Origin of the sequence: Rhodococcus sp. Ni2 (genome assembly GCF_021352185.1) — a bacterium.
GTDB classification, from domain to species: Bacteria; Actinomycetota; Actinomycetes; order Mycobacteriales; family Mycobacteriaceae; genus Rhodococcus_F; species Rhodococcus_F qingshengii.
Genome location: NZ_WOXZ01000001.1, coordinates 336,066 through 357,951, shown reverse-complemented (window position 1 = coordinate 357,951; position 21,886 = coordinate 336,066). Strand labels below are relative to the sequence as shown.

The following is a 21,886-nucleotide window of genomic DNA, read 5'->3' as shown; positions in this document are numbered from 1 at the left end:
GTTTCAGCTGACACAGCGTCACCTGACACCAGAGCCGTCCGGCCCAGCGAGCTGAGTTTGCGCGGGTGCCGCGCAGACCTAGGAGCCCAACGTGACTGCATCACGCTCCGTCTCTGCCCACTCGGCCCGGGCTGATCTATCAGCCGGGAATCATTCGGGAGATGCACTTCGCACGTACGTCTTGGATACCTCGGTACTACTGTCCGATCCATGGGCTGTCACTCGATTCGCCGAACACCACGTGGTACTCCCACTGGTCGTGATCAGTGAACTCGAAGGCAAACGGCACCACCACGAACTGGGATGGTTCGCCCGAGAATCGCTCCGCATGCTCGACGATCTACGGATCGAATACAGCCGCCTCGACCGTCCGGTGCCGATCGGCACCGAGAACGGGACACTGCAGGTCGAACTCAATCACACCGACCCTGCGGTCCTGCCCGTCGGATTCCGCACGGACAGTAACGATTCGAGGATTCTGGCGTGTGCGCTGAATCTTGCTGCGGAGGGCAAGGACGTAGTCCTCGTCAGCAAGGACATTCCGCTTCGCGTGAAGGCGGGCGCGGTGGGACTACCTGCCGACGAGTACCACGCTCACGACGTCGTGCCCTCCGGATGGACGGGTATGACCGAGCTGGACGTCGCCTCGACGGACATCGACGAGCTGTTCAACGAGGGTTTCCTGGACCTCGACGAAGCGCGAGATCTGCCGTGTCACACGGGTCTTCGCCTGCTCGGTGGTTCGTCGAGCGCCCTCGGTCGGGTGACTCCCGACAAGCGCATCCAGTTGGTGCGCGGTGAGCGCGAGGCGTTCGGGTTGCACGGCCGCTCCGCCGAGCAGCGCATTGCACTCGATCTCCTCATGGACGAGAGCATCGGCATCATCTCTCTCGGTGGTAAGGCGGGCACCGGTAAATCGGCCTTGGCTCTGACGGCAGGTTTGGAAGCCGTTCTCGAGCGGCGCACTCAGCGCAAGGTTGTCGTCTTCCGTCCGTTGTATGCCGTTGGCGGACAAGAACTCGGCTACCTTCCCGGTAGTGAGAGCGAGAAGATGGGCCCGTGGGCTCAGGCCGTTTTCGACACTCTCGACGGGTTGGCCTCGCCAGAGGTTCTCGAGGAGGTTCTCGCCCGCGGAATGCTGGAAGTGTTGCCGCTGACGCACATTCGCGGTCGGTCGCTGCACGATTCGTTCGTGATCGTCGACGAAGCGCAGTCGCTCGAACGAAATGTTCTGCTGACAGTGCTTTCTCGTCTGGGAACCGGCTCGCGAGTGGTCCTCACGCACGACGTCGCCCAGCGTGACAACCTGCGAGTGGGCAGGCACGACGGAGTTGCGGCCGTCATCGAAAAGCTCAAGGGGCACCCGCTTTTTGCGCACATCACACTCACGCGGAGTGAGCGTTCGCCGATCGCCGAGTTGGTGACCGACATGCTCGAGGAGTTCGGCCCCACTTCCTGAGAAGTGATCTCCCCGTGCGGACTTCGGTCTGCACGGGGAGATGCCTGGGTTTGAAGTTGTTCAGTTTTGCAGCGGTCCCAGTTCGTTGTCGAGAACTTCCTGCACGACACGCATCGCCGCCAGTCCGGCCGGAGCGCCGCAATACGCGCTCGCGTGGATCACGGTTTCGACGATCTCGGTGCGCGTCAAGCCGTTTCGCAATGCCCCACGTACGTGGCCTTTGAGTTCGTTCTCGGCGCGCAGCGCGATCAGCATCCCCAGATTGATCAGACTGCGACTGCGGCGATCGAGTCCGGGACGCGCCCATACCGAACCCCAGACGTTGGCCGTCACGAAGTTCTGCAGTTCTTCGCTGTCCGTTCCCCGGGTGCGCTCGAAGGCGGCGTCGACGAAATCGGCCCCCATGACTTCGGTGCGCACAGCCAATCCGGCGTCGAAGGAGTCAGGCGTGGTGTTTTCGGACATGGCAGGTTCGCTCGCTTTCGGCAGGTGATTTCAGGCCGGAGCAAGCCTACTTCGTGTCCCGGTCCCGACGACTGCGCGGCCGACCGCGGTCACCACGCCCCACGCGACGTCTCGCAGACTGAAGTAGTCCCGCCAGACGCAGACTTTGCCGTCGCGCAGTTCGAAAGTTCCGCATACCCAGAACTCGATGCGCAACGGTCCGACGGTGAGGATGTCGGTGCGTTCGGTGAGCACCGTGGACTCGTCGCCGACGATGTGGTGCATCTCCGCCTCGAATTTCAGTGAAGGCTTGGTGACCAGACGTAGCGCTCGCACGACGGTCTTCTTGCCTCGCAGGGTGGGGAGCGAGACGTTCTGCCAGACGATGTCGTCTGTCATCAATTCGGCTGCGGCGTCCACGTCGAAATCGGTGAGGGCCGCGAACATTGCGTTCACCGTGGCTGTCGAACTACTCATGGGGTGTCCTTGGCTGATTATTCGGCCGGTGTTGCCCGGATGAAGGTACCGAGATGATCGTGATCGAAGTACTCCAAGGTTAGCGAGTTTCCGTCGAAGGTGGCCATCGAGACCGTCCCGGCCGGTGCGTTCTCGCCGCTGAGCGGGAACGTGAAGGTGTTTCCGTCCCAGTGGGTCAGAGGGTACGTCGCGGCCGCGGGACCCATGGTCAAGGTCAGCGCACCGTTCTGCTGCGTCACGAGCGCGGGACCCCAGTACGGATTGCCGTAGTCGCCGGTCAATTGGTCTGTCGGTGGCGCGGGAGCGGGGGAGGCCGGCGGCGTCTTCCCGGCAAGTTCGCCCTCAGGGTCGGCTTGTGAGGCAAAGGACGCTTCGTACAGCGGGCGCCACTCGCGGGTGATCTTCCCGAACTGCACCAGATCGGCGAATTCGGCGGTCAAGGTCTCTGCGACGCCGGTGGGCGTGCCGTTGGTCAGAACGACTATGCCGACGTCAGCGGAGGGAATCGTCACGAAATTGGTCCCGGCACCGAGCAGGAAGGCACCGGAGTGGCTGGCGGTCACACGGCCTGCCGCGCTGTCGGAAACATTGAACCCGTAGCCGTAGAAGCCGGAGCGTTCCCCGCTTTCCTGCGCATGGCGCGAGACGATTTCCGGGTTGACTGCGGGCACGAGCGCATCCGTCTGAACGACCTGCTGCCCCTGATACCGACCGCCCGACAGCACCATGTCCAACCACTTGGCCATGTCGTTCACCGAGGAGCTGACTCCACCGGCGGGGGATTGGGCGTCGGCGTCCCGAACCGGCCCTACCTTGTACTTTCCGTCTTCGAGGATGTGGCCGACTGTTCGATTTTCTCGGGCTTGGTAATCGGCGAACCGCGAAGACGTCGATGTCATACCAAGCGGACCGTAGATCGTGTTCTGCGACAGCGTTTCCCAATCGGTGCCCGCCGCGGCTGCAACGGCCTCCGCACCGGCAGTGACGCCGAAGTTCGTGTACTCGTATGTGATTCGGAAGGGATTGAGCGGTAGTTGGCGAAGTTTTTCGAGCACCTGGGCCCGGTTGTAGCCCAGGTCCTCCAGCCCGTCGCCGGCGTGGTCCGGTAACCCCGACCGATGCGTGTAGAGATCGGAGATCGTGAGGTGGTCGGTCACCCACGGATCGGCAAGCGCAAACCCCGGCAGTTTCGAGATCACCGGAGTGTCCCAGTCGACGGTCCCGATTCCGACTTCGTGGGCGACCACCGTGGCCCCGACCGATTTCGACACCGATGCCAGTTGGAACACGGTGTCGGCATCGACGGTGGCGCTATTACCCAACTCGCGAACCCCGAATCCCTTTGCGTACACAGTCTTACCTCCGTGCACCACGGCCACCGCCATGCCGGGAACACCGGAACTTGCCATGAGGTCGTTCGCGAGGCCGTCGAGCTTCCCGACCGCGTCGTCGATTTGCCCGTCCGGGATCGGCACCCCGGCGTCGAGACCCGGGCTGGCGTCGCTGACGACCGGCCCGGGCGCCGAGGTGGTGTCTGAATCGGACGAGCATCCGGCGAGCAGGGCGACCGTCAGTACTACCGGAACCGCCGCTGCCGACAGTCGCGAGCTGTTTCTACTGGTGATGGACACGAGATTCTCCCTAGCAGGGTTGTCGTCGGTACCACTCGGTCAACCCAGTATCGGGGAACGGCGGGCTGATATTGGGACAAATCGGGAAACCTTGTAGCTACTTCGGGGTCTTGGTTGTCAGACTGCCGAGAATGGAGCCTTCCGTGACCGGCCTCCAAGGGAGCAACAACGCGACCAGCAGAGCGGTGATCAATGCTGCTCCGACTGTGAAGTACGACGCGATGGCGAAACCTTCCAGGCATGCGGTCTTCATCGTGTAGATCAGACTGTCCTTCTGCTGCTCGAAGAGCGGACTGATGTCGCGGGAGCGGATCTCGATGACGCTGAGCACGGACTCACGAGCGAAGCCTTTCTCCTGCGCCGACATCACGGCGTCGGGAATGGCGTCGACGATCGGAGCCACCTTGGACGTGTAGTACGAGGCGACGATCGAACCGATGACGGCGACGCCCAGGGTCCCGCCGAGCTCACGCGTCGTGTCGTTGACTGCCGAACCTGCGCCGGCTTCGTCGAGGGGCACCGAGGACATGATGGAGTCGGTAGCCGGTCCCTGGACAATTGCGAGGCCCAGACCCATGAGAACCATCGAGATCACGACGGGTCCGAGGTAGGGCGTCTCGACGGTCGTCTGGCCGGCCAGGAACATGCCGCCGCTGAGGACGAGGAGGCCGAACACCATCACTGCGGTCGTGCCGAGTTTCTGTGCCGCCAAGGTGGCGACGGGGGCGCCCACGGCGACAGCGGCGGCGAAAGGCAAAGAGTGGATGCCGAATTCGAGCGGCGAGTATTCGCGAACGCCCTGGAAGTACTGCGTGATCAGGAACAAGAACCCGAACATACTGAAGTAGCTGACCGCAATAGCCAAGGCGGGGAAAGAAAACCGCCGGATTCGGAAGAGATTCATGTTCAGGATCGGCGCGTCGGTGCGCAGTTCCCATGCTACGAATGCGGCCAACAACACTGTCGCAGAGAGGTATCCCGTGATGCTGAATGTCGACACCCATCCGCGATGTGGTGCGTCGATGATGGTCCACACCAGAATGACGATGCCCAGTAGCGACAAGATTGTTCCGACGAAATCGAATCGGCCGACGTGGAGCGCCTTCGATTCCGGAACAACCAGCAGCACACCCACGATGACCAACAATGCTGCCGGAACGTTCATCCAGAACACCGAGTGCCAGGAGAAGTGCTCGAGAAGCCAGCCGCCCGCAGTCGGGCCGATGGCAATCGCGAAGCCGGCCATTGCGGTCCAGGCCGCGATGGCGATGGCTCGTTCTCTGGCGTCGGTGAAGATGTTGGTGATCATGGCCAACGTAGCCGGAAAGACAGCTGCGGCAAAGACACCCATGGCGGCTCGCGCCATGATCACCTGTTCGAGGTTGGAAGCCAAAGCGCCGACGAGCGACATCGCACCGACGCCGATCAAGCCGATGATCATCACTCGGCGGCGTCCGAAGCGGTCACCCAGGTGGCCGAAAGTGAGTAGGAACCCGGCGAAGGTCAACGTGTACGCGTCGACGATCCATTGCAGGTCGCTGACGCTGGCGAACAAGTCGACGCTCATCGTCGGCAGTGCGACGTTGACCACTGTGTTGTCCAGCACGACAAGGAGTTCGGCGAGGCAGATGAAGATCAGCGCGGTGAATCGACGTGACTTGGTCATCATGGGCGCCGAGGGCGCCGGTGCAAGTGTGTGAGACATGTTTGTACGCCATCTCTGCTCCTGCGCGGACGGCAGCAGCGGTTGGAAGAAAGAGGGTTGGTCAGCTCGGGGCCGAGACCAGAGCCTTGAGGTGAGCGCCGATGCGATCGAGAGGCGCCGTGGTGTGCTGAGCTTTTGCCATCAGCGTCGCGCCTTCGATTGACGCGATCACGACGGTTGCCCACTGTGCTGCAGTCTCGGACGGCTGTCCCTGCTGCCAGAAGAACGATGTGAGAAGCGATTCCCACGAGGTGAAGGATTCGCCCGCAGCAGTTAATGCCGCCGGCGTCGACGCGCCCTCCACTGCCGCGGCTGCGACCGGACAGGAGGAGGTGAAATCGCTCTCTACCAAGCTGTTTCGAAATATCGTGACAACCGCGTCGATGATCTCCGGTGGGGAAGACTGAGCGATCATCGAACTGATGGCGGCACTGACGCCCCGGCCGAAGTAGGCAACTGCTTCGCCGGCCAGCTGTCCTTTGCCCTCGGGAAAGTAGTGGTACACCGACCCGCGGGGAGCTCCCGAGCGTTCGACGATCTCGGTGAGCGAGGTCGTCGCGATCCCGTGTTCACGGAAGGCATTGATGGCGCCGACCAGCATCAGAGTGCGGGAATCGGAGTCGGCCATCCCGCCATCGTATGCAATCGCAGTGCTGTTCGAATCATCTGGTGCCGCTGATTCTTTTGGTACTCCCCACTTGCGACGCGCTGCGGCGATCGGACAACGCGTCTGCGGGCCGGTCATGGCAACGAGGCGGCTCGAGGTGTGTTCATCACTGCCTCCCAATATGTCGATCGGTATAGGAACGAATCTGAGACTAGATGTAACCGACAGACACAGTCAAGTGTTGTGTGCAGGTGGTGGGTATCGACGGAGATTCTTGGTGGCAAAACTCCCCGAACAGTGGTTATATCGTGCGGTATAGAGCTGTTGCTTCGAGCATCAGCTTCGGAGGAGAGGAAACGACATGCCGGTACCGACGTCAGTTGCACGAAAACGAAGAATCGAAGTCGCAGTCGGGAAGTATTTCGCCAATCCGCTGGTCACCGGATTGAATCGGATCGGTTTGATGCCGTCGTTGATGACCGAGATCGAGACGGTTGGACGCCGAACCGGTCTGACCCGTCGAGTGCCCGTTGCGATCACCTACGACGGTGACGAGGCGTGGGTCATTGCGCAGCATGGCACCGGCACGGGGTGGGGTGCCAATATCTCTGCGACGCCGAAGGTTCGGATCCGTCGCCGCGGCGAGTGGGTGGACGGACAGGCCCAGATCATGCCGGACGACGACGTGCCGGCGCGGGTGAAGACATTTGCGTCGGGGAAGATCAGATCGGCGCTGACGGCCTCTGCCTTTCGCGGATTGCAGACCGATCCGGTCAGTGTTCGCATCAGGCTTGAACTCGATCCGTCAACCGATTGAATCAACGGGAGTTGAAATGGTCGGTGCGGAATGACCCGGTGCGTTCTCGTCGTTGACGAATGCAGCGGTGGCGCGATCGCCACTGCACACGACGAAGGAGCAGGGTCATGCGCATCGGAATCATCGGAGCCGGTCAGATCGGTGGCACGCTCACACGTAGGCTTGCTGCGCTCGGTCACGACGTGCGCGTCTCGAACTCGCGGACACCGGATACCCTCGCAGAACTGGAAGCGGAGACGGGCGCGAAGGCAGTCCGCAGTACCGAGGCCGCCGAGGGTGCCGAGCTGGTCATCGTGAGCATTCCGCAGAAGAACGTGGTCGATCTACCGGCGGGGATTCTCAGCGGTGCGGTCGCCGGTGCCCCGGTCATCGAGACCAACAACTACTACCCGCAACAGCGTGACGGTCTGATCTCGGCCATCGAGGACGGGCAGACCGAAAGCGGATGGGTGCAGGAGCACCTGGGTGTTCCGGTATTCAAGGCGTTCAACGGAATCTGGTGGAAGCATCTTCTCGAGAAGGGCCTTCCCGAAGGTGCAGAGGGGCGCATTGCGCTACCCGTCGCCGGCGACGACGACGCGAACAAGCAGGTCGTCTTCGATCTGATCAATCAGTTGGGCTTCGATCCCGTCGATGCGGGAACGATCGACGATTCCTGGCGTCAGCAGCCGGGAACTCCGGTGTACGGCAAGGACTTCGATCGAGAAGCGACGTTGAAGGCATTGGCCGAGGCGAGCCCCGATCGCACCGACGAGTGGCGGGCAACCGCTGCGGTGTGAGTGCAAGGGTGGCGGTTTCCGAAGTGGAAACCGCCACTCTTTTGTTTGTTCAGTCCTTGACCTTCGCCATCGCCAGAACGTCGAGACGCTTGTCGAGTTCTTCCTCGCTCAGCTTGTCCGGGACGAGTCCGCGCTCGATGACGACCTGACGGATCGTCTTCTTCTCCTTGAGTGCTTGCTTCGCGACGGCTGCGGCTTCCTCGTAACCGATTGCCGAGTTGAGCGGCGTCACGATCGACGGCGACGATTCGGCGAGCGTCTTGAGGTGCTCCTCGTGCGCGACCAGTCCGCTGACGCACTTGTCTGCGAACAGACGAGAGACATTGGCCAGCAAGGTGAACGACTCCAACAGGTTGCGGGCCATGACCGGAATGTAGACGTTGAGTTCGAAAGCTCCGGCTGCGCCACCCCACGCGATGGCGGCGTCGTTTCCGATCACCTGAGCCGCAACCTGAGTAGTTGCCTCGGGCAGGACCGGGTTCACCTTTCCGGGCATGATCGAGCTACCCGGCTGCAGATCGGGGAGTGCGATCTCGCCGAGCCCGGTCAGCGGACCCGATCCCATCCACCGAATGTCGTTGGCAATCTTCGTCAGTGAGACGGCGATGGTCCGCAGCGCGCCCGATGCCTCGACCAGTCCGTCACGCGCGGCCTGCGCTTCGAAGCTGTTCTTCGCCGGAGTCAGCGCGTCGACACCGGTCGACTTGACCAGTTCGGCAACAACTTTGGGGCCGAATCCATCCGGAGCATTGAGACCGGTGCCGACTGCTGTTCCGCCGATCGGCAGCTCGCCGAGGCGGGGGAGTGTTGCGTTGACGCGCTCGATGCCGGCCTCGATCTGACGTGCGTAGCCGCCGAACTCCTGACCGAGCGTGACCGGCACAGCGTCCATCAGATGGGTGCGTCCGGATTTGACGACTGTCTTCCACTCGGTCGCCTTCGTGGCAAGCGCAGCATGCAGATGTTCCAGTGCCGGAACAAGATCGGTGACCGCTGCTTCGGTAGCTGCGACGTGCGTGGCGGTGGGGAAGGTGTCGTTGGAGGACTGCGACATGTTGACGTGATCATTGGGATGTACGTCCACACCGGCGGCCTTCGCGATGGACGCGATGACCTCGTTGGCGTTCATGTTCGAACTGGTTCCCGAGCCGGTCTGGAAGACGTCGATGGGGAACTGATCGTCGTGCTTGCCTTCGGCGATCTCGTTCGCGGCGGCGATGATTGCGTCGGCCTTGTCCGCGTCGAGGAGTCCGAGGTCCTTGTTGACCTGCGCACACGCTGCTTTCAGCAAGCCCATTGCGCGGATCTGGGTGCGCTCGAGCGGGCGCCCGCTGATCGGGAAGTTCTCGACTGCACGCTGGGTCTGTGCTCGCCACAGTGCGTCGATGGGCACCCGAACTTCGCCCATGGTGTCGTGTTCGATTCGGAACTGTTGATCGTTGCTCTCCGTCATGGCTCCACATTGCCACTTTTGGAGGGCGGGTAGGGGACTACGTCCCCCGTGAGCGGTTAAGGAGTGCAGGGACTCCCTAACCACTCACGGGGCGGAGCCGATCAGAACGTCGGGGGAACCGCGCCCTCTTCGCCGTCGAAGTCGACGGAGCTGTACTCGCGCAGCTTCTCGAGACGGTGGTACGCGTCGATCATGCGAACGGTGCCGGACTTGCTACGCATCACGATGGACTGCGTGCTGGCGCCGCCGCCGTAGTAACGGACGCCGCGCAGGAGGTCACCGTCGGTGACGCCGGTGGCGCAGAAGAAGACGTTCTCGCCCGAGACGAGATCTTCGGTGGACAGGATCCGATCGAGATCGTGACCGGCGTCGATGGCCTTCTGACGCTCTTCGTCGTCGGTGGGTGCGAGCTTTCCCTGCAGCGATCCACCCATGCAGCGCATGGCTGCTGCGGCGATGATGCCCTCAGGAGTGCCGCCGATGCCGACGAGCATGTCGGTGCCGGACTCGGGACGCGCTGCGGCGATGGCGCCGGCAACGTCACCGTCGGAGATCAGACGGATACGAGCGCCGGTGTCGCGCACGTCCTGGATCAGCTGGTTGTGACGCGGGCGGTCCAGGATGCAGATCGTGATGTCGGAGACCGACGCCTTCTTGACCTTGGCGACGCGCTTGATGTTCTCGGCGATCGGTGCGCTGATGTCGATGACATCTGCGGCATCCGGCCCGACAGCGATCTTCTCCATGTAGAACACGGCCGACGGATCGAACATCGCGCCGCGCTCGGCAACAGCCAGAACAGAGATTGCGTTGGGCATGCCCTTGGACATCAAGGTGGTGCCGTCGACCGGGTCGACGGCGAAGTCACAGTCGGGGCCGTCGCCGTTTCCGACCTCTTCGCCGTTGAACAGCATCGGCGCTTCGTCCTTCTCGCCTTCACCGATGACGACGATGCCGCGCATCGAGACGGAGGAGACGAGTTGACGCATGGCGTCGACGGCTGCTCCGTCGCCGCCTTCCTTGTCGCCGCGGCCTACCCAGCGGCCGGCAGCCATAGCACCGGCTTCGGTGACTCGGACCAATTCGAGTGCGAGGTTACGGTCCGGGGTCTCACGATGAGTGCTGCTGGCCGTCATGTGCGGTGCCTCCTGGCGCGGTCGCGGTCGACGGGGTGTGTCGACGCAGTGGTTTCTTCAGGCGTCATTGTCCCAGATGGGAGCGGCTGCGTGCGCTGTCGGGTCGCCGCTGCGACGTTTTGTCTCGCTCGAAGGGGACCGGGAATCGTATCTACTGCGGAGTACCTGGATACTGGGGGTGTGGCATCGAAGAAACCCCGCATTCTCGAAGACAACAAAGACATGGTCTGGTCTCTCGTACCGTTGGTGCTGTTCTGCATCATCATTGCGGGCATCGCCAGCCAGTGCACGTTCAGTCCTGGCGGCCCGACACAGGGGCCTATCCCGAGCGTCGACGTGGACGCAGCTCTGAACTACGACGCGAAGGAACTCGGATTTCCCATTCGTAATCCCGGTGTTCCGGACGGGTGGACTCCGAACTCCGGCAGTCGCAAGATCATCTCCGGCGACGGTGGCGGAGATTCAAGCACTGTGGGATTCATCACGACCAGTGGTCGCTACATCCAGCTGACACAGAGCAACGCCGAGGAATTCCCGTTGGTGTCACATGTTGCCGGTGGACAGCGATTCGCGACCGGAGTCGAGACCGTCGGTGCCGATACGTGGAACGTCTTCGGTGGCGAAGGTGTCGAGTCGATCTGGGTCACGGACGTCGGGGATGTTCGCCTGTTGCTCACGGGCGCGGCGACGCCGGAAGAGTTCCGGATTCTTGCCGAGAAGGTCGGCGCAGCGCAGCCGATCACGCCATAGGATTTGCGGTCGGAGCGGACGCTACTCGTCCGCTTCGGCCAGAGCCTTTTCGACGCGGGCCCTCGCGCCGGCCAAGTGCTCTTCACAGCGCTTGGCCAACGCTTCGCCTCGCTCCCACAGTGAGAGTGACGCGTCGAGGTCCAGACCGCCCTGTTCGAGAATCTTCACGACGCTCACCAGTTCGTCCCGGGCTGCTTCGTAGCCGAGTTCGTTGATGTCGGTGTCGGTGGCGTTGCTCATTTTTCTCTTCCCATCACTGCGGCGCGAACGGCGCCGTCTGCAAGTCGAACTCGAATCTGGGTACCGGGTGGCGCGTCCTCGACCGAGCGCAGAACCTCCGGATCGCCATCGGCGACAACACGTTGCACGACTGCGTACCCGCGGGCCAGCGTCGCGGCGGGGCCCAGCGTGGTGAGCCGGGCGCGCAGATGCTCGATCGTTCGGGACTCGGAATCGATCAACCGAGTCACATCGCGTCGCCCGTCGGCTTGGAGCCTTTCGACCTCCTCGGCGCGACGGTCCACCGCGAGCAGCGGCGATGCCATGACCGGTCGAGTGCGCAACTGTTCGATCAGATGAGACTCACGCTTGACCCAGCTGCGCAGTGCCGCAGCGCTGCGGTCACGCAGATCCGCAACCAGGGCAGCTTCCGCAACCGCGTCGGGTACGACGCGCTTGGCCGCGTCCGTGGGTGTGGCTGCGCGCAGGTCGGCGACGTGGTCACTGAGCGGGCTGTCCGGCTCGTGTCCGATGGCACTGACGATGGGCGTCGTGCAGGCCACGATGGCGCGGCACAGCGCTTCGTCGGAAAACGGCAGGAGATCCTCGACGCTTCCGCCGCCGCGAGCGAGGATGATGACGTCGACTACCGGGTTGGCGTCGAGTTCCTTCAGCGCTTCGATGATCTGGGGAACAGCAGTCGGACCCTGAACCGCGGTGTTACGCACTGCGATGGCAACTGCTGGCCAACGACGATGGGCGACTGAGACGACATCCTTCTCGGCCGCACTGGCTCGGCCCGTGATCAGGCCGATCGTGCCGGGCAGAAACGGAAGCGGCCGTTTGAGCCGCGGATCGAACAAGCCCTCGGCGGCGAGCAAGGCGCGCAGTCTCTCGATGCGGGCAAGCAGCTCACCGATACCCACGGCGCGAATCTCGGTGACACGCAACGACACCGTTCCGCGTCCGGTGTAGAACGAGAGCTTGCCGAACATCACGACTCGCGAGCCCTCCGTTAACGGCACCGGGGAGTTGTGCAACAACTGCGGTGAGCACGTGATCGACAGCGACATGTCTGCCGACGGATCACGCAGGACGAGAAAGGCCGTTCGGGTGCCGGGGCGTGCATTGATCTGGGTGATCTGACCTTCGACCCAGATACTGCCGAGCCGATCGATCCAGCCGGCGACCTTGGCGGAAACCGTGCGGACCGGCCACGGCTGCTCAGCGCTGCTGGCGCCGGACGATCGCTGCGATGAAGCGGGGGGCGTTGCGGAAGTCACTTTGCCTTGGCTGTAGTGATGCGGTTGGTGAGCATGGTCTGGAACGGTGCGCGAGCGAGCGTCGCATTCTCGTAGTCCAGGACTGCGGTCAGCTCGTCGATGCTGAGCGTCCGGATGCGCGCACGGAGCTGTGCGAGTGTGAGGTTGGGGTAGTCGAGTTCGGTGACGATCTCGGGCTCTTCGGCAGGTCCGTCCGTCGTAGCTGCCATGGATTCGGACTCGGCGACGGGTGCGGGTTCCTCGATGGGGGCCGTCGGCTCGAGCGAGTAGAGCGCGAAGCGACCGGCGTTGGTCGGGGTGTCAGCGGTGGTCGATCCGGTGGAAGACGTCGGGTCAGCAGGCGCGTCGACGTCTTCGTCGAAGACCGCCCACTCGGGCTGTTCGTCCTCGGAAGACCAGTTGATCAGTGCAAATGCCTGATCGCCCTTGATAGCCAACGAGGTGATCGACTGCTGCACGCGCATGCTTGTCTGCAGCATCTGGCTCACGGCGGTCATCGGCAGGGCGACGGCGGTGGTGGGCAGCTTCTTTGCCTCTTCCATCGCGGTGACGGCGAGTCCCGCGGCAACGCGCGCCACGAACGGTGGTCGGATCATTCCCACAGCTTGCCGCAAAGCTCCGACAATCGGTAGCCGACTTGCCTGTGACGGCCGTACTCGTTTACTTCGGAACCTTCGATCGGAGCCCGAAACCGAGGTGTTCACGTTTGCCGGAGTGTCTCACGTTCGAGGTGCCAGTAGGCTGGTCACATGTCTTCGGCTGTTCCTCTCAATCTCGGTATCGCGCACTCGGCTGATTCGCCGTCCACCCGCAAGGGCAGCGCCAAGCGCGTGCTCCTCGCCGAGCCTCGCGGCTACTGCGCCGGCGTCGACCGCGCGGTCGAGACCGTCGAGAAGGCCCTCGAGAAGCACGGCGCACCCATCTACGTGCGTAAGGAGATCGTCCACAATCGCCACGTCGTCGAGACGCTCGAAGATCAGGGCGTGATCTTCGTCGACGAAACCGACGAGGTTCCCGAGGGATCGTTGCTCGTGTTCTCGGCGCACGGTGTGTCGCCGGCCGTCCACGACTCGGCTGCCGAGCGGAACCTGCGCACGATCGACGCAACGTGCCCCCTGGTCACGAAGGTGCACCAGGAAGCAAAGCGATTCGCCCGCGACGATTACGACATTCTGCTCATCGGCCACGAAGGCCACGAAGAGGTCGAGGGCACCGCAGGTGAGGCTCCCGATCACGTCACCATCGTCGACGGCCCGGATTCGGTCGACGCGGTCACGGTTCGTGACGAGTCGAAGGTCATCTGGCTTTCCCAGACCACACTGAGCGTCGACGAGACGATGCAGACCGTCGCGCGCCTGCGTGAGCGCTTCCCCAATCTGCAGGACCCGCCGTCCGACGACATCTGCTACGCCACGCAGAACCGTCAGGTTGCGGTCAAGGCGATGGCTCCCGAGTGCGATCTCGTGATCGTGGTGGGTTCGCGGAACTCGTCCAACTCGGTTCGCCTGGTCGAGGTCGCGCTCGGGGCGGGCGCTGCCGCGTCGTACCTGGTCGACTACGCCCGTGAGGTCGATCTCGCGTGGCTCGAGGGTGTCCAGACCGTCGGCATCACGTCGGGCGCATCGGTACCCGAGGTGCTCGTGCGCGGCGTGATCGAACTTCTTGCCGAGCACGGATACAACGACGTTCAACCCGTCACCACTGCCAACGAGAGTCTGGTGTTCGCCCTTCCCCGTGAATTGCGAGCAGCGCGCACGTCCTGAAACAAGAAAATGCGGGGCACCTTCCATCTGGAAGGTGCCCCGCATTTTTGTGCTACCGGGCGCGTCTGTTCAGGGCTCTTCGCGATCGCGGTACCGAACTCGCGGCGGCGGATACGCCGGAAGATCGACTCCGGGTGGGCGGCGGCGAGGGGGCGGCGGCGGCGATACGTCGTCACCCGAAGCGAAGAAGGGCTCCATCCGCTCCTCACGTCTGGGCGACGGAGTGGGCTCGGGCGCCCGGCGGCGACCGTACGACGGGTAGTCGTCGTCTGCCACGGGCCGACTGTCGGGCTGGGGGCGACGCGTAGGCGGTTGGTGCGTGCGATCGACCCTGGGTGGCTGAGGGCTTCTCCGAGGCGGCAGCGGACGCTCGTCCTGGATCGGCTCGCGCCTGGGGGTGCTTCGGTAGGCGGGCTGCTCGTCCACCTCGGGGGCGCGGCGACGCGGGGGCCCGGGGACGGGCGCGTCCGAGACTCTGCGTCGACGCCCGGTCTCGGGTGCGGGTTGTTCTCGCGTGGCAGCCGCAGAGGAGTCACGAGTGGTGGCCGCCGAGCGGCGGGAGCGGGTCGAGCGCGCGGGCCCGGTGGGGCGCTGATTGAGCAGGAAGTACCGGAAGCCACCGATGATCAGCACGACCACGGTTGCGGCCAACATGATCGGAAAGCGGTTGACCAACGGGTACGCGATGTTGATCGCGATATCGCGCAGCGCGGTGCTGTTGTCCTTGCCGATGAGCGTGTGCCCGATCGGCACCGCAGCGAAGAGCAGCAACGGCGGTTGGGCCATCGCGGTGAAGAGGGCCTTGTTCGAAGCGGCAACCACAGCGAAGAGACAGCCCAGGAAGTAGAACGTCGAGAACACCGCGGTGAGCTCTCCGCCGCCTCCGGTGGCATCGATCAGTACGCCGACGGCGGTCACACCGGCAGCAAGCAGGATCACTCCCCACCAGGGCAGGCCGGGGACGGTCACGATGAGCGATCGCTTGTCCAGCGGTACCCCGGAGCGAGCACGTTGGGTTGCAGACACATAACGACATTAGCGGTTCTTGCGTTGTCGGCCGTGTTTGTGCGGGTCGTGGCTGGCGCATTTATCGACGCGATGGCGCGATGGTTTCGGGTTCTTCGCCAAACGAACCGGACGGATTGTGTGCAGGGTCACCGGACGCTCGTGGGTTGGGGCACACCGACGAAGCCGTCAGCGTGGGAGATCGGCGGTGTCGGTGGGCTGCTCTACCGTCGGATTCATGAAGATTCTGCACACCTCCGATTGGCATATAGGTCGCACCTTTCACGGCGTCGATCTGCTGGCCGATCAGGCGAGTGTGCTCAGTTCCATCGCAGATTCCGTCCGCGAACACGGAATCGACGTCGTGGTCGTGCCGGGGGACATCTACGACCGCTCGATTCCCAGTTCCGACGCGGTCACCGTGTGCAATCGAGGCTTCGAGGCAATCCGGGCGGCGGGGGCGGTCATCGTCGCGACGTCCGGCAATCACGATTCCGCGGTGCGGCTCGGAGCCGGGGCATCCTTTGCCGCTGCCGGCGGCTTGCACTTGATCACCCGAGTCGGCCAGATCGGTACTCCGGTGATGCTGAGCGATCAGTTCGGGCCCGTCGCCTTTTACGGGATTCCGTATCTCGAGCCGGAGATCACGCGCGTCGAGTTGGACGTGCCCCGGGCTCGTACTCATTCCGACATCCTCGGAGCGGCCATGTCGCGTGTTCGGCGAGACCTCGCCGAACGAACAGCTACCGATCCGTTGACTCGGTCGGTACTGCTCGCGCATGCCTTCGTCGTGGGCGGTGAGGCGTCTGAATCGGAACGCTCCATTTCGGTCGGCGGAGTGGAGACCGTCGCAGTGGGCGAATTCGACGGCGTCGACTATGTCGCCCTCGGACACCTGCATTCTCCGCAGATGCTCTCGGAGAGTGTGCGGTACTCAGGTTCACCGTTGCCGTATTCGTTCGGTGAGCGCAGCCACCGCAAGGCTGCGCTTTTGATCGAACTCGACGCAGCCGGTCTGTCGTCGGTGCAGCGCCTCGATCTTCCGGTGATTCGGGGGCTGAGCCAGGTGACGGGAACTCTCGAGGAACTTCTCACCGAGTCGAAGTACGCCGATTCCGAGCAGTGCTACGTCTCCGCTTTGCTCACCGACCCGGTTCGTCCCGTCGATGCCATGAGGCAGCTCCAGGCACGTTTCCCGTTTGCCGTTCACCTCGAATGGCAAAGGCCGGAAGGACAATCGGATCTCAAGTATCGCGACGCGGTACGGGGTCGAACCGACATGGAGATCGCCCGCGGCTTTGTCTCGGCCGTGCGTAGTGACCCGTCCGAGCGGGAGGTCACGTTGATGGCCGAAGCGCTCAGCGCTGCCGCGCGCGCCGAGGAGTCCACGGTAGAACTGAGTGAAACCGCGTGAGGCTGCACAAACTCGAAGTCAGCTCTTTCGGGCCCTTTGCCGACACTGTCGAGGTCGACTTCGACCGATTGGGTGCAGACGGGCTGTTCCTTCTGCACGGCGACACCGGTGCAGGCAAGACCACGATCCTCGACGCGGTTGCGTTTGCCCTGTACGGGCGGGTGCCGGGTACGCGCAACGAGGGCAAACGGCTACTGTCCGATCACGCGCCCGCCGGTTCGGTGCCGCGCGTGGAACTCGAAGCGACCATCAGTGGTCGCAGAATCAAACTTGTTCGTAGTCCAGAGTATTCGCGCCCGAAGAAGCGTGGCACCGGTTCGATCACCGAGAATGCAAAAGCCACACTGACGTGGTTGGACGGCCGCGGCGAGAATCTTTCGCGCATCCCTGACATCGGTGACGAGATCAACCGCCTCATGGGCATGAGCGCTGATCAGTTCTTCCAGGTGGTGCTCTTGCCGCAGGGTGAGTTCGCCAAATTCCTGCGTGCCGAGAGTGACGAGCGAGGCAAACTGCTCGAGCGTCTGTTCGACACCAAGCGTTTTGTCTCCGTCGAGGCATGGTTCGACGCCAAGCGAAAGGCAAGTGCGACCGCGCTCGCGGCCAGGGAGCAATCCGTGCGGCTGCTGCTCGCGAAGGTCGAGACAGCTGCGGGACTCGAGGTAGGCGCCGAGGCACACCCACTGGAATGGTCGCGCAAACTCCTCGCCGAGGCTCAGGACACCCGCGATACAAGTCTTGCGGAGCTGGTGACCGCGAAAGATGCAGCAGCCGAGGCTAATCGGGTTCTGTCGGCGGCGCAGCGAACCGCAGATCTGGTCGCTCGCCGTAATCGTGCGACCGCTGAACTCGCAGCATTCAATACGGGCGCCGCCCAAAGAGCTGTGATCGGCGCTGAACTCGAGACCGCCAAGCGCGCACTGCCGGTGGCCGCTGTCGCCGGCGATGTGGACGCTGCCGGCTTGCACCTCGCTGCCGCACTCGAATCGATGACCGCAGCGATGTCGACCTACTCCGCAACGGGCGGTCCGGAGATTTTCGTGCCGGAGGTGTGGCCACCCACCGACGACGAGCGTCAACGCGTCGTAGCTCGGATCCGGACCTGGCGTGACGAGATCGTTCGCCTGGACGCAATGGCGGAGGATGCTCGCAGAGCCGATGCGGCAGAAGCCGAGATCGAGAAACTCGGAGTTCGGCGAGACGCTCTGTCCGAGCGCATCGATGCCATCGCGGTTGAACGCACTCAACTGCCAGAAATGGTGCGCTCGGCCGGCCAACGACTGGAGGATGCGCAACGCGCGCACGCGGCTCTGCCCGGCCTCGAAGCTGCACTGGCCAAAGCATCGGATGCTGCGGCAGCGGCTCATGAATTCGTCTCTCTGCGTGCGCAAGCCGAGAAGATTCGTGTGCAGGTGTTGGATGCGCGCGACGCCCATCAGAGTGCTCGCGGGCGCTGGCTCGACCTCGTGCAGAAGCGTATCGAGGGCATGGCTGCGGAGTTGGCGAGTTCACTCGCGCCCGGTGACCCATGCCAGGTGTGTGGTTCGCGTGAACACCCTGCGCCGGCGCAGTCTGATGTCGTGACGGTCACCGAGCCCGATCTGGAAGTCGCGTCCGCAGCCGAGCGTGCGGCCGAGAAAGCCCTGAGCAAGGTAGTCGACCGCCAGGTAACCGTCGACCGTGACATCGACCGGGTGATCGCCCGCGGCGGGGACGGCGACGTCGCAGAACTCGACAGGCTCCGCGCCGCGGCTCGGAACGCCGTTGACGAGGCGACCCACTCTGCCGGTCAGGTTGGAGGGTTGGCCGACAAGCTCGGGCATCTCAACGAGCGTGACGGCGAGCTGCAACAGGAATCCGCTTCTCTGACGGCCGAATTGGCGGCACTGACCGAGCGTACGACGACTCTGTCGGCCACGGTCGAGCAGATTCGAGCGGCGATCGTCGCTGCGGTGGGAGAAGATTCGACCATCGCTGCTCAGCGCTCGCGGTTCGAAAGGCTTGCCTCCGCTGCCTCGGCGGCGTCTGAGATGCGTGACGACGCCGTTCGTGCGCAGGCGCGATCGGCGGAACTGTCGACCAAACTGGCCGCTGCGGCGGCCGCTGCTGGATTCGATTCGGTCGAGGCTGCGATCGAAGGGGTGAGATCGCCGGCCCGAATCGCGGCGATCGAAACGGAACTCGCCAAAGCACGCGACCTCGAGGTGGCCGCTCGGACGGTCCTCGACGACCCCGAGGTCGTTGCGGTGAGCGAAGTCGAGACAGTCGACGTCGACGGTCCTCGCGAGCGTGCTCTTCAGTGCGCCGAGGTGGTGAACTCGGCTGTTGCAGCTGCTTCCCTGGCCGAGAACCGTGTGTCGGATCTCGAACGGTTCAGCGGACAACTCGAGAAGGCATACGAATCGGTTGCACCTGAGCGGGAACTGCACGACGAACTCGCGGCGCTTGCCGACGTGATCGCCGGCAAAGGTCAGAACAGTCGTAAGATGTCGCTGAGGGCTTATGTACTCGCGTCGCGGTTGGAAGAGATCGCGGTGTCGGCATCGGTTCGGCTGCAGCGGATGTCCGGGGGCAGATACGAGTTCGTGCACAGTGACGAGGCAGGTTCTCGGGGTCGCCGCGGCGGTCTGGGGCTCGACATCCGGGACGACTTCACGGGTGTCGTTCGCTCGGCGAAGACGCTCTCGGGCGGTGAATCATTCTTGGCGTCATTGTCTTTGGCCCTCGGACTTGCCGATGTGGTTGCGGCGGAGTCCGGCGGAATCGTTCTCGACACGATGTTCATCGACGAAGGATTCGGCACTCTCGACGCCGACACCCTCGACTCGGTGATGGCTGTGTTGGATGAGCTTCGCGACGGTGGACGAGTGGTGGGCATCGTCAGTCACGTGGACGAGATGAGGCAGCGAATCCCGAGTCGCCTGCACGTCATTCGCGGACGTGCAGGCTCCTCGGTGAAGGTGATCGCGGGCTGATCAGGCCTTTTTGTTCTCTACCTCTGACTCGGCGTCGTCGTCTTGATCCTCGAGGATGTCCGACGCATCGCCGGCGGGCATCGGCTCGTTGTCGCTTGCGCGTTCGTCGATCTGCTCGCCGATGTACCGGATGACAACTGCTGCCACAGCGGCGACGGGCACTGCGAGGAAGGCGCCGACGATGCCGTACAGCGAGCTACCGGCGGCCACGGCAAGCAGCACGATGACGGCGTGGAGTTTCATCGACTTGCTCTGCAGCACAGGCTGAAGGACGTTTCCTTCGATCTGCTGAACGGCCAGGATGATGATCAACACGATGATGGCGGTGGTGAGACCGTTGGCCACCAGCGCAACCAACACGGCCAGGGCGCCGGCGACAAAGGCACCGACGATCGGGATGAAGCCACCGATGAACGTGAGAATTGCCAGCACCGGTGCCAGCGGGACCCCGAGTATCAGCAGTCCTGCGCCGATGAAGACCGCGTCGATCAGACTCACCAGTGCTTGTGTCCTGATGAATCCGCCGAGCGTGTCCCACATGCGGGTGAGGACCTCTTCGAGATGCCGACCGGCGCGGCCGCCGCCGACAGCGTGGAGCCAGGGGATGAACCTCGGTCCGTCCTTGATGAAGAAGAAAGCGAGAATCAGGACCAAACCGAGCGTGACCAACAACGAGCTCGCTGTGCTCACGCCGCTGAAAACGCCTGAAGCGATGGCGGTTCCACTTTCCTGCACCTTGGTGATGACGGCATGGACGGCGTTGTCGATCTGGTCGTCCTTCAGGTTCAGCGGCGGACCCTGGAGCCAGTCCTGAACCTGGTTGATGCCCTCGGTGGTCTTGTTCGCGAGCTCGGGGGCCTGGCTGACCACTGACGGAACGATGCCTGCGATCACACCGGCCAGGATTCCGATCGAGAGCACCAGGGTGATGCCGGCTGCCGCGGCCGGTGGCATCCCGCGCTTGATCATGCCGCGGGTCGGCGGCCACATGACTGTCGCAACAACAATAGCCAGAGCCACCGGCAGGATGATGACCCAGAGCTTTTCGATCAGCCAGCCGAAAATCCAGGCGCCCAGCGAAATCGACGCCAACACCAACGACCATTTTGCGAGCCACATACCCCCTTGCCCGATGATCTCGCCGCGGTCGCGCTTGCGCACCCCTGCGGACGTCCCCTTGTCTTGCTCGCTCACTGATCGTCCTTTCCGTCGGCGCAGGGATTTCCTCGCCGATGTGCGAATCCGGTGATCTAGCTGAGCTGATCGTAACGACTGCATGCGATAACTCGTGTGTTGCGCTGCAATACTGTGTTTTGAAGCATGCTGATCGGACTAACATTTCCGTCATGAGAATCGCAGCAGCAGTCGGGGCAGCAGCAATCGTCGTTCTCGGGCTCACCGCGTGTAGCACCGAGGATCAGGACAACGCGCAGAACAAGATCAGCGAGGCAGTCACGAGCGGGCAACAGGCGCTCGAGACGGCGAAACAGTCAGCGGGCAACGCCATCGATCAGGGCAAGACGGCGCTGTTCGTCGCCACGTTCCGTGGGGCTTACGCACCGTTGGCGGAGAACCGCGACGACGCAGACATCGAGGAGATCTTGACGACCACGTGTACCGAGGTCGCCAACGGCACTGACGAGGCGGAGGTCAAGACCAAGATCACCGACCTGGCCGAGAACAACGGCAACAAGCCCACCGACGAGCAGGCCGGCCACATTTACGAACTCGCGAAGGCCACCTGCCCCTGACCGGATTCAGCAGCAGCGGGCGCCTGGGTTGGCGTCGGCTGCTGCGTGACGGCGGCGCCAGAACTCTCGTTCGCTGATCACCGGTGAGTCGGCGTGGTGGCGTCGGGTGTGCTCGACGTAGCGCTGATAGTCGAGATCACCCATCACCGAGCGAACCCACCACAGCGTTCCGCGGAACGCTGTGGTGAGTTTTGCCGTCATGGTCGCCGTCGTCATGG

Annotated in this window: 21 protein-coding genes; 8 read left to right on the top strand and 13 right to left on the bottom strand. The window is 63.4% G+C overall.

The annotated features are described in order from the left end of the window. Window positions 1-91: 91 nt before the first annotated feature. Entirely contained in the window at window positions 92-1,459 is a 1,368-nt protein-coding gene (locus GN300_RS01640) for a PhoH family protein (protein WP_003945274.1), read from the top strand. A 60-nt stretch (window positions 1,460-1,519) separates the two neighbouring features. Here GN300_RS01640 and GN300_RS01635 read toward each other — a convergent pair whose 3' ends face one another. The 5 genes from GN300_RS01635 to GN300_RS01615 all read right to left on the bottom strand — a co-directional run bounded on the left by GN300_RS01635 (window position 1,520) and on the right by GN300_RS01615 (window position 6,344). Then, a complete protein-coding gene (locus tag GN300_RS01635) occupies window positions 1,520-1,924 on the bottom strand; it encodes a carboxymuconolactone decarboxylase family protein (protein WP_063316813.1) in 405 nt (134 codons plus the stop codon). Window positions 1,925-1,954: 30 nt separating this feature from the next. Then, window positions 1,955-2,380, bottom strand: coding sequence for a limonene-1,2-epoxide hydrolase family protein (locus GN300_RS01630; RefSeq protein ID WP_007726363.1), 426 nt, complete (start codon window positions 2,378-2,380; stop codon window positions 1,955-1,957). Between the two features lie 17 nt (window positions 2,381-2,397). Beyond that, a complete protein-coding gene (locus GN300_RS01625) occupies window positions 2,398-4,011 on the bottom strand; it encodes a serine hydrolase (RefSeq protein ID WP_063316814.1) in 1,614 nt (537 codons plus the stop codon). A gap of 97 nt (window positions 4,012-4,108) precedes the next feature. Further along, window positions 4,109-5,680 (bottom strand): MFS transporter, encoded by a 1,572-nt coding sequence (locus tag GN300_RS01620; protein WP_063316815.1) that lies wholly within the window; start codon window positions 5,678-5,680, stop codon window positions 4,109-4,111. 97 nt (window positions 5,681-5,777) lie between these two features. Further along, on the bottom strand, window positions 5,778-6,344 hold the full coding sequence (locus GN300_RS01615) for a TetR/AcrR family transcriptional regulator (RefSeq protein WP_003945239.1): 567 nt from the start codon (window positions 6,342-6,344) through the stop codon (window positions 5,778-5,780). A gap of 340 nt (window positions 6,345-6,684) precedes the next feature. Here GN300_RS01615 and GN300_RS01610 point away from each other — a divergent pair, with 340 nt between their 5' ends. Together GN300_RS01610 and GN300_RS01605 are read left to right on the top strand one after the other, a co-directional pair. Continuing rightward, the gene (locus tag GN300_RS01610; RefSeq protein ID WP_007726357.1) at window positions 6,685-7,140 is read left to right on the top strand and encodes a nitroreductase family deazaflavin-dependent oxidoreductase; all 456 of its coding nucleotides are present in this window, start codon (window positions 6,685-6,687) and stop codon (window positions 7,138-7,140) included. A gap of 59 nt (window positions 7,141-7,199) precedes the next feature. Then, window positions 7,200-7,919: an NADPH-dependent F420 reductase gene (locus tag GN300_RS01605; protein WP_082845819.1), complete on the top strand. Its 720-nt coding sequence runs from the start codon at window positions 7,200-7,202 to the stop codon at window positions 7,917-7,919. A 49-nt stretch (window positions 7,920-7,968) separates the two neighbouring features. On the opposite strand, the gene GN300_RS01600 is transcribed toward GN300_RS01605, so the two are convergent. Together GN300_RS01600 and glpX are read right to left on the bottom strand one after the other, a co-directional pair. Next, complete coding sequence (locus tag GN300_RS01600) at window positions 7,969-9,372, bottom strand: class II fumarate hydratase (protein WP_003945220.1); 1,404 nt, start codon at window positions 9,370-9,372, stop codon at window positions 7,969-7,971. Between the two features lie 101 nt (window positions 9,373-9,473). Further along, window positions 9,474-10,508 carry a class II fructose-bisphosphatase gene (gene glpX / locus GN300_RS01595; protein ID WP_003945202.1) on the bottom strand — a complete coding sequence of 345 codons (1,035 nt, stop codon included), beginning with the start codon at window positions 10,506-10,508 and terminating at the stop codon, window positions 9,474-9,476. A 180-nt stretch (window positions 10,509-10,688) separates the two neighbouring features. Here glpX and GN300_RS01590 point away from each other — a divergent pair, with 180 nt between their 5' ends. Beyond that, window positions 10,689-11,258 (top strand): DUF4245 domain-containing protein, encoded by a 570-nt coding sequence (locus tag GN300_RS01590; RefSeq protein ID WP_003945206.1) that lies wholly within the window; start codon window positions 10,689-10,691, stop codon window positions 11,256-11,258. A gap of 21 nt (window positions 11,259-11,279) precedes the next feature. On the opposite strand, the gene GN300_RS01585 is transcribed toward GN300_RS01590, so the two are convergent. From GN300_RS01585 to GN300_RS01575, 3 genes are read right to left on the bottom strand one after another with little or no spacing between them, the layout of a single operon-like run. Next, a complete protein-coding gene (locus GN300_RS01585) occupies window positions 11,280-11,498 on the bottom strand; it encodes an exodeoxyribonuclease VII small subunit (RefSeq protein WP_003945276.1) in 219 nt (72 codons plus the stop codon). Next, a complete protein-coding gene (gene xseA / locus GN300_RS01580) occupies window positions 11,495-12,760 on the bottom strand; it encodes an exodeoxyribonuclease VII large subunit (protein WP_063316817.1) in 1,266 nt (421 codons plus the stop codon). The genes GN300_RS01585 and xseA overlap by 4 nt, the downstream gene beginning before the upstream one ends. Next, window positions 12,757-13,356, bottom strand: a complete 600-nt coding sequence (locus tag GN300_RS01575; protein WP_141751485.1) for a lipid droplet-associated protein — start codon at window positions 13,354-13,356, stop codon at window positions 12,757-12,759. Before GN300_RS01575 ends, xseA begins: the two co-directional genes overlap by 4 nt. 153 nt (window positions 13,357-13,509) lie before the next feature. Between GN300_RS01575 and GN300_RS01570 the strand changes: the two genes are divergently transcribed. Next, complete coding sequence (locus GN300_RS01570) at window positions 13,510-14,523, top strand: 4-hydroxy-3-methylbut-2-enyl diphosphate reductase (RefSeq protein ID WP_063316819.1); 1,014 nt, start codon at window positions 13,510-13,512, stop codon at window positions 14,521-14,523. A 69-nt stretch (window positions 14,524-14,592) separates the two neighbouring features. On the opposite strand, the gene GN300_RS01565 is transcribed toward GN300_RS01570, so the two are convergent. Continuing rightward, on the bottom strand, window positions 14,593-15,549 hold the full coding sequence (locus tag GN300_RS01565; protein WP_063316820.1) for a DUF6542 domain-containing protein: 957 nt from the start codon (window positions 15,547-15,549) through the stop codon (window positions 14,593-14,595). Between the two features lie 217 nt (window positions 15,550-15,766). Between GN300_RS01565 and GN300_RS01560 the strand changes: the two genes are divergently transcribed. Both GN300_RS01560 and GN300_RS01555 read left to right on the top strand, forming a co-directional pair. Next, window positions 15,767-16,942 carry an exonuclease SbcCD subunit D gene (locus GN300_RS01560; protein ID WP_063316866.1) on the top strand — a complete coding sequence of 392 codons (1,176 nt, stop codon included), beginning with the start codon at window positions 15,767-15,769 and terminating at the stop codon, window positions 16,940-16,942. Continuing rightward, complete coding sequence (locus GN300_RS01555; RefSeq protein ID WP_063316821.1) at window positions 16,939-19,917, top strand: AAA family ATPase; 2,979 nt, start codon at window positions 16,939-16,941, stop codon at window positions 19,915-19,917. The genes GN300_RS01560 and GN300_RS01555 overlap by 4 nt, the downstream gene beginning before the upstream one ends. Here the strand turns inward: GN300_RS01555 and GN300_RS01550 are convergent, their stop codons facing one another. Then, a complete protein-coding gene (locus GN300_RS01550; protein WP_003945249.1) occupies window positions 19,918-21,111 on the bottom strand; it encodes an AI-2E family transporter in 1,194 nt (397 codons plus the stop codon). It abuts the gene before it with no gap. A 152-nt stretch (window positions 21,112-21,263) separates the two neighbouring features. On the opposite strand from GN300_RS01550, the gene GN300_RS01545 reads away from it, so the two are divergent. After that, window positions 21,264-21,668: a hypothetical protein gene (locus GN300_RS01545; protein ID WP_003945253.1), complete on the top strand. Its 405-nt coding sequence runs from the start codon at window positions 21,264-21,266 to the stop codon at window positions 21,666-21,668. A gap of 6 nt (window positions 21,669-21,674) precedes the next feature. Here GN300_RS01545 and GN300_RS01540 read toward each other — a convergent pair whose 3' ends face one another. Next, window positions 21,675-21,884 carry a YbdD/YjiX family protein gene (locus tag GN300_RS01540; RefSeq protein WP_003945213.1) on the bottom strand — a complete coding sequence of 70 codons (210 nt, stop codon included), beginning with the start codon at window positions 21,882-21,884 and terminating at the stop codon, window positions 21,675-21,677. Between the last annotated feature and the right edge of the window lie 2 nt (window positions 21,885-21,886).

Bases quoted from the DNA above. Each gene is read 5' to 3' on its own strand.
- GN300_RS01635 (WP_063316813.1), bottom strand. From the start codon at position 1,924: ATGTCCGAAAACACCACGCCTGACTCCTTCGACGCCGGATTGGCTGTG.
- GN300_RS01630 (WP_007726363.1), bottom strand. From the start codon at position 2,380: ATGAGTAGTTCGACAGCCACGGTGAACGCAATGTTCGCGGCCCTCACC.
- GN300_RS01620 (WP_063316815.1), bottom strand. From the start codon at position 5,680: ATGATGACCAAGTCACGTCGATTCACCGCGCTGATCTTCATCTGCCTC.
- GN300_RS01615 (WP_003945239.1), bottom strand. From the start codon at position 6,344: ATGGCCGACTCCGATTCCCGCACTCTGATGCTGGTCGGCGCCATCAAT.
- GN300_RS01610 (WP_007726357.1), top strand. From the start codon at position 6,685: ATGCCGGTACCGACGTCAGTTGCACGAAAACGAAGAATCGAAGTCGCA.
- GN300_RS01605 (WP_082845819.1), top strand. From the start codon at position 7,200: ATGCAGCGGTGGCGCGATCGCCACTGCACACGACGAAGGAGCAGGGTC.
- GN300_RS01600 (WP_003945220.1), bottom strand. From the start codon at position 9,372: ATGACGGAGAGCAACGATCAACAGTTCCGAATCGAACACGACACCATG.
- glpX (WP_003945202.1), bottom strand. From the start codon at position 10,508: ATGACGGCCAGCAGCACTCATCGTGAGACCCCGGACCGTAACCTCGCA.
- GN300_RS01585 (WP_003945276.1), bottom strand. From the start codon at position 11,498: ATGAGCAACGCCACCGACACCGACATCAACGAACTCGGCTACGAAGCA.
- GN300_RS01575 (WP_141751485.1), bottom strand. From the start codon at position 13,356: ATGATCCGACCACCGTTCGTGGCGCGCGTTGCCGCGGGACTCGCCGTC.
- GN300_RS01570 (WP_063316819.1), top strand. From the start codon at position 13,510: ATGTCTTCGGCTGTTCCTCTCAATCTCGGTATCGCGCACTCGGCTGAT.
- GN300_RS01560 (WP_063316866.1), top strand. From the start codon at position 15,767: ATGAAGATTCTGCACACCTCCGATTGGCATATAGGTCGCACCTTTCAC.
- GN300_RS01545 (WP_003945253.1), top strand. From the start codon at position 21,264: ATGAGAATCGCAGCAGCAGTCGGGGCAGCAGCAATCGTCGTTCTCGGG.
- GN300_RS01540 (WP_003945213.1), bottom strand. From the start codon at position 21,884: ATGACGACGGCGACCATGACGGCAAAACTCACCACAGCGTTCCGCGGA.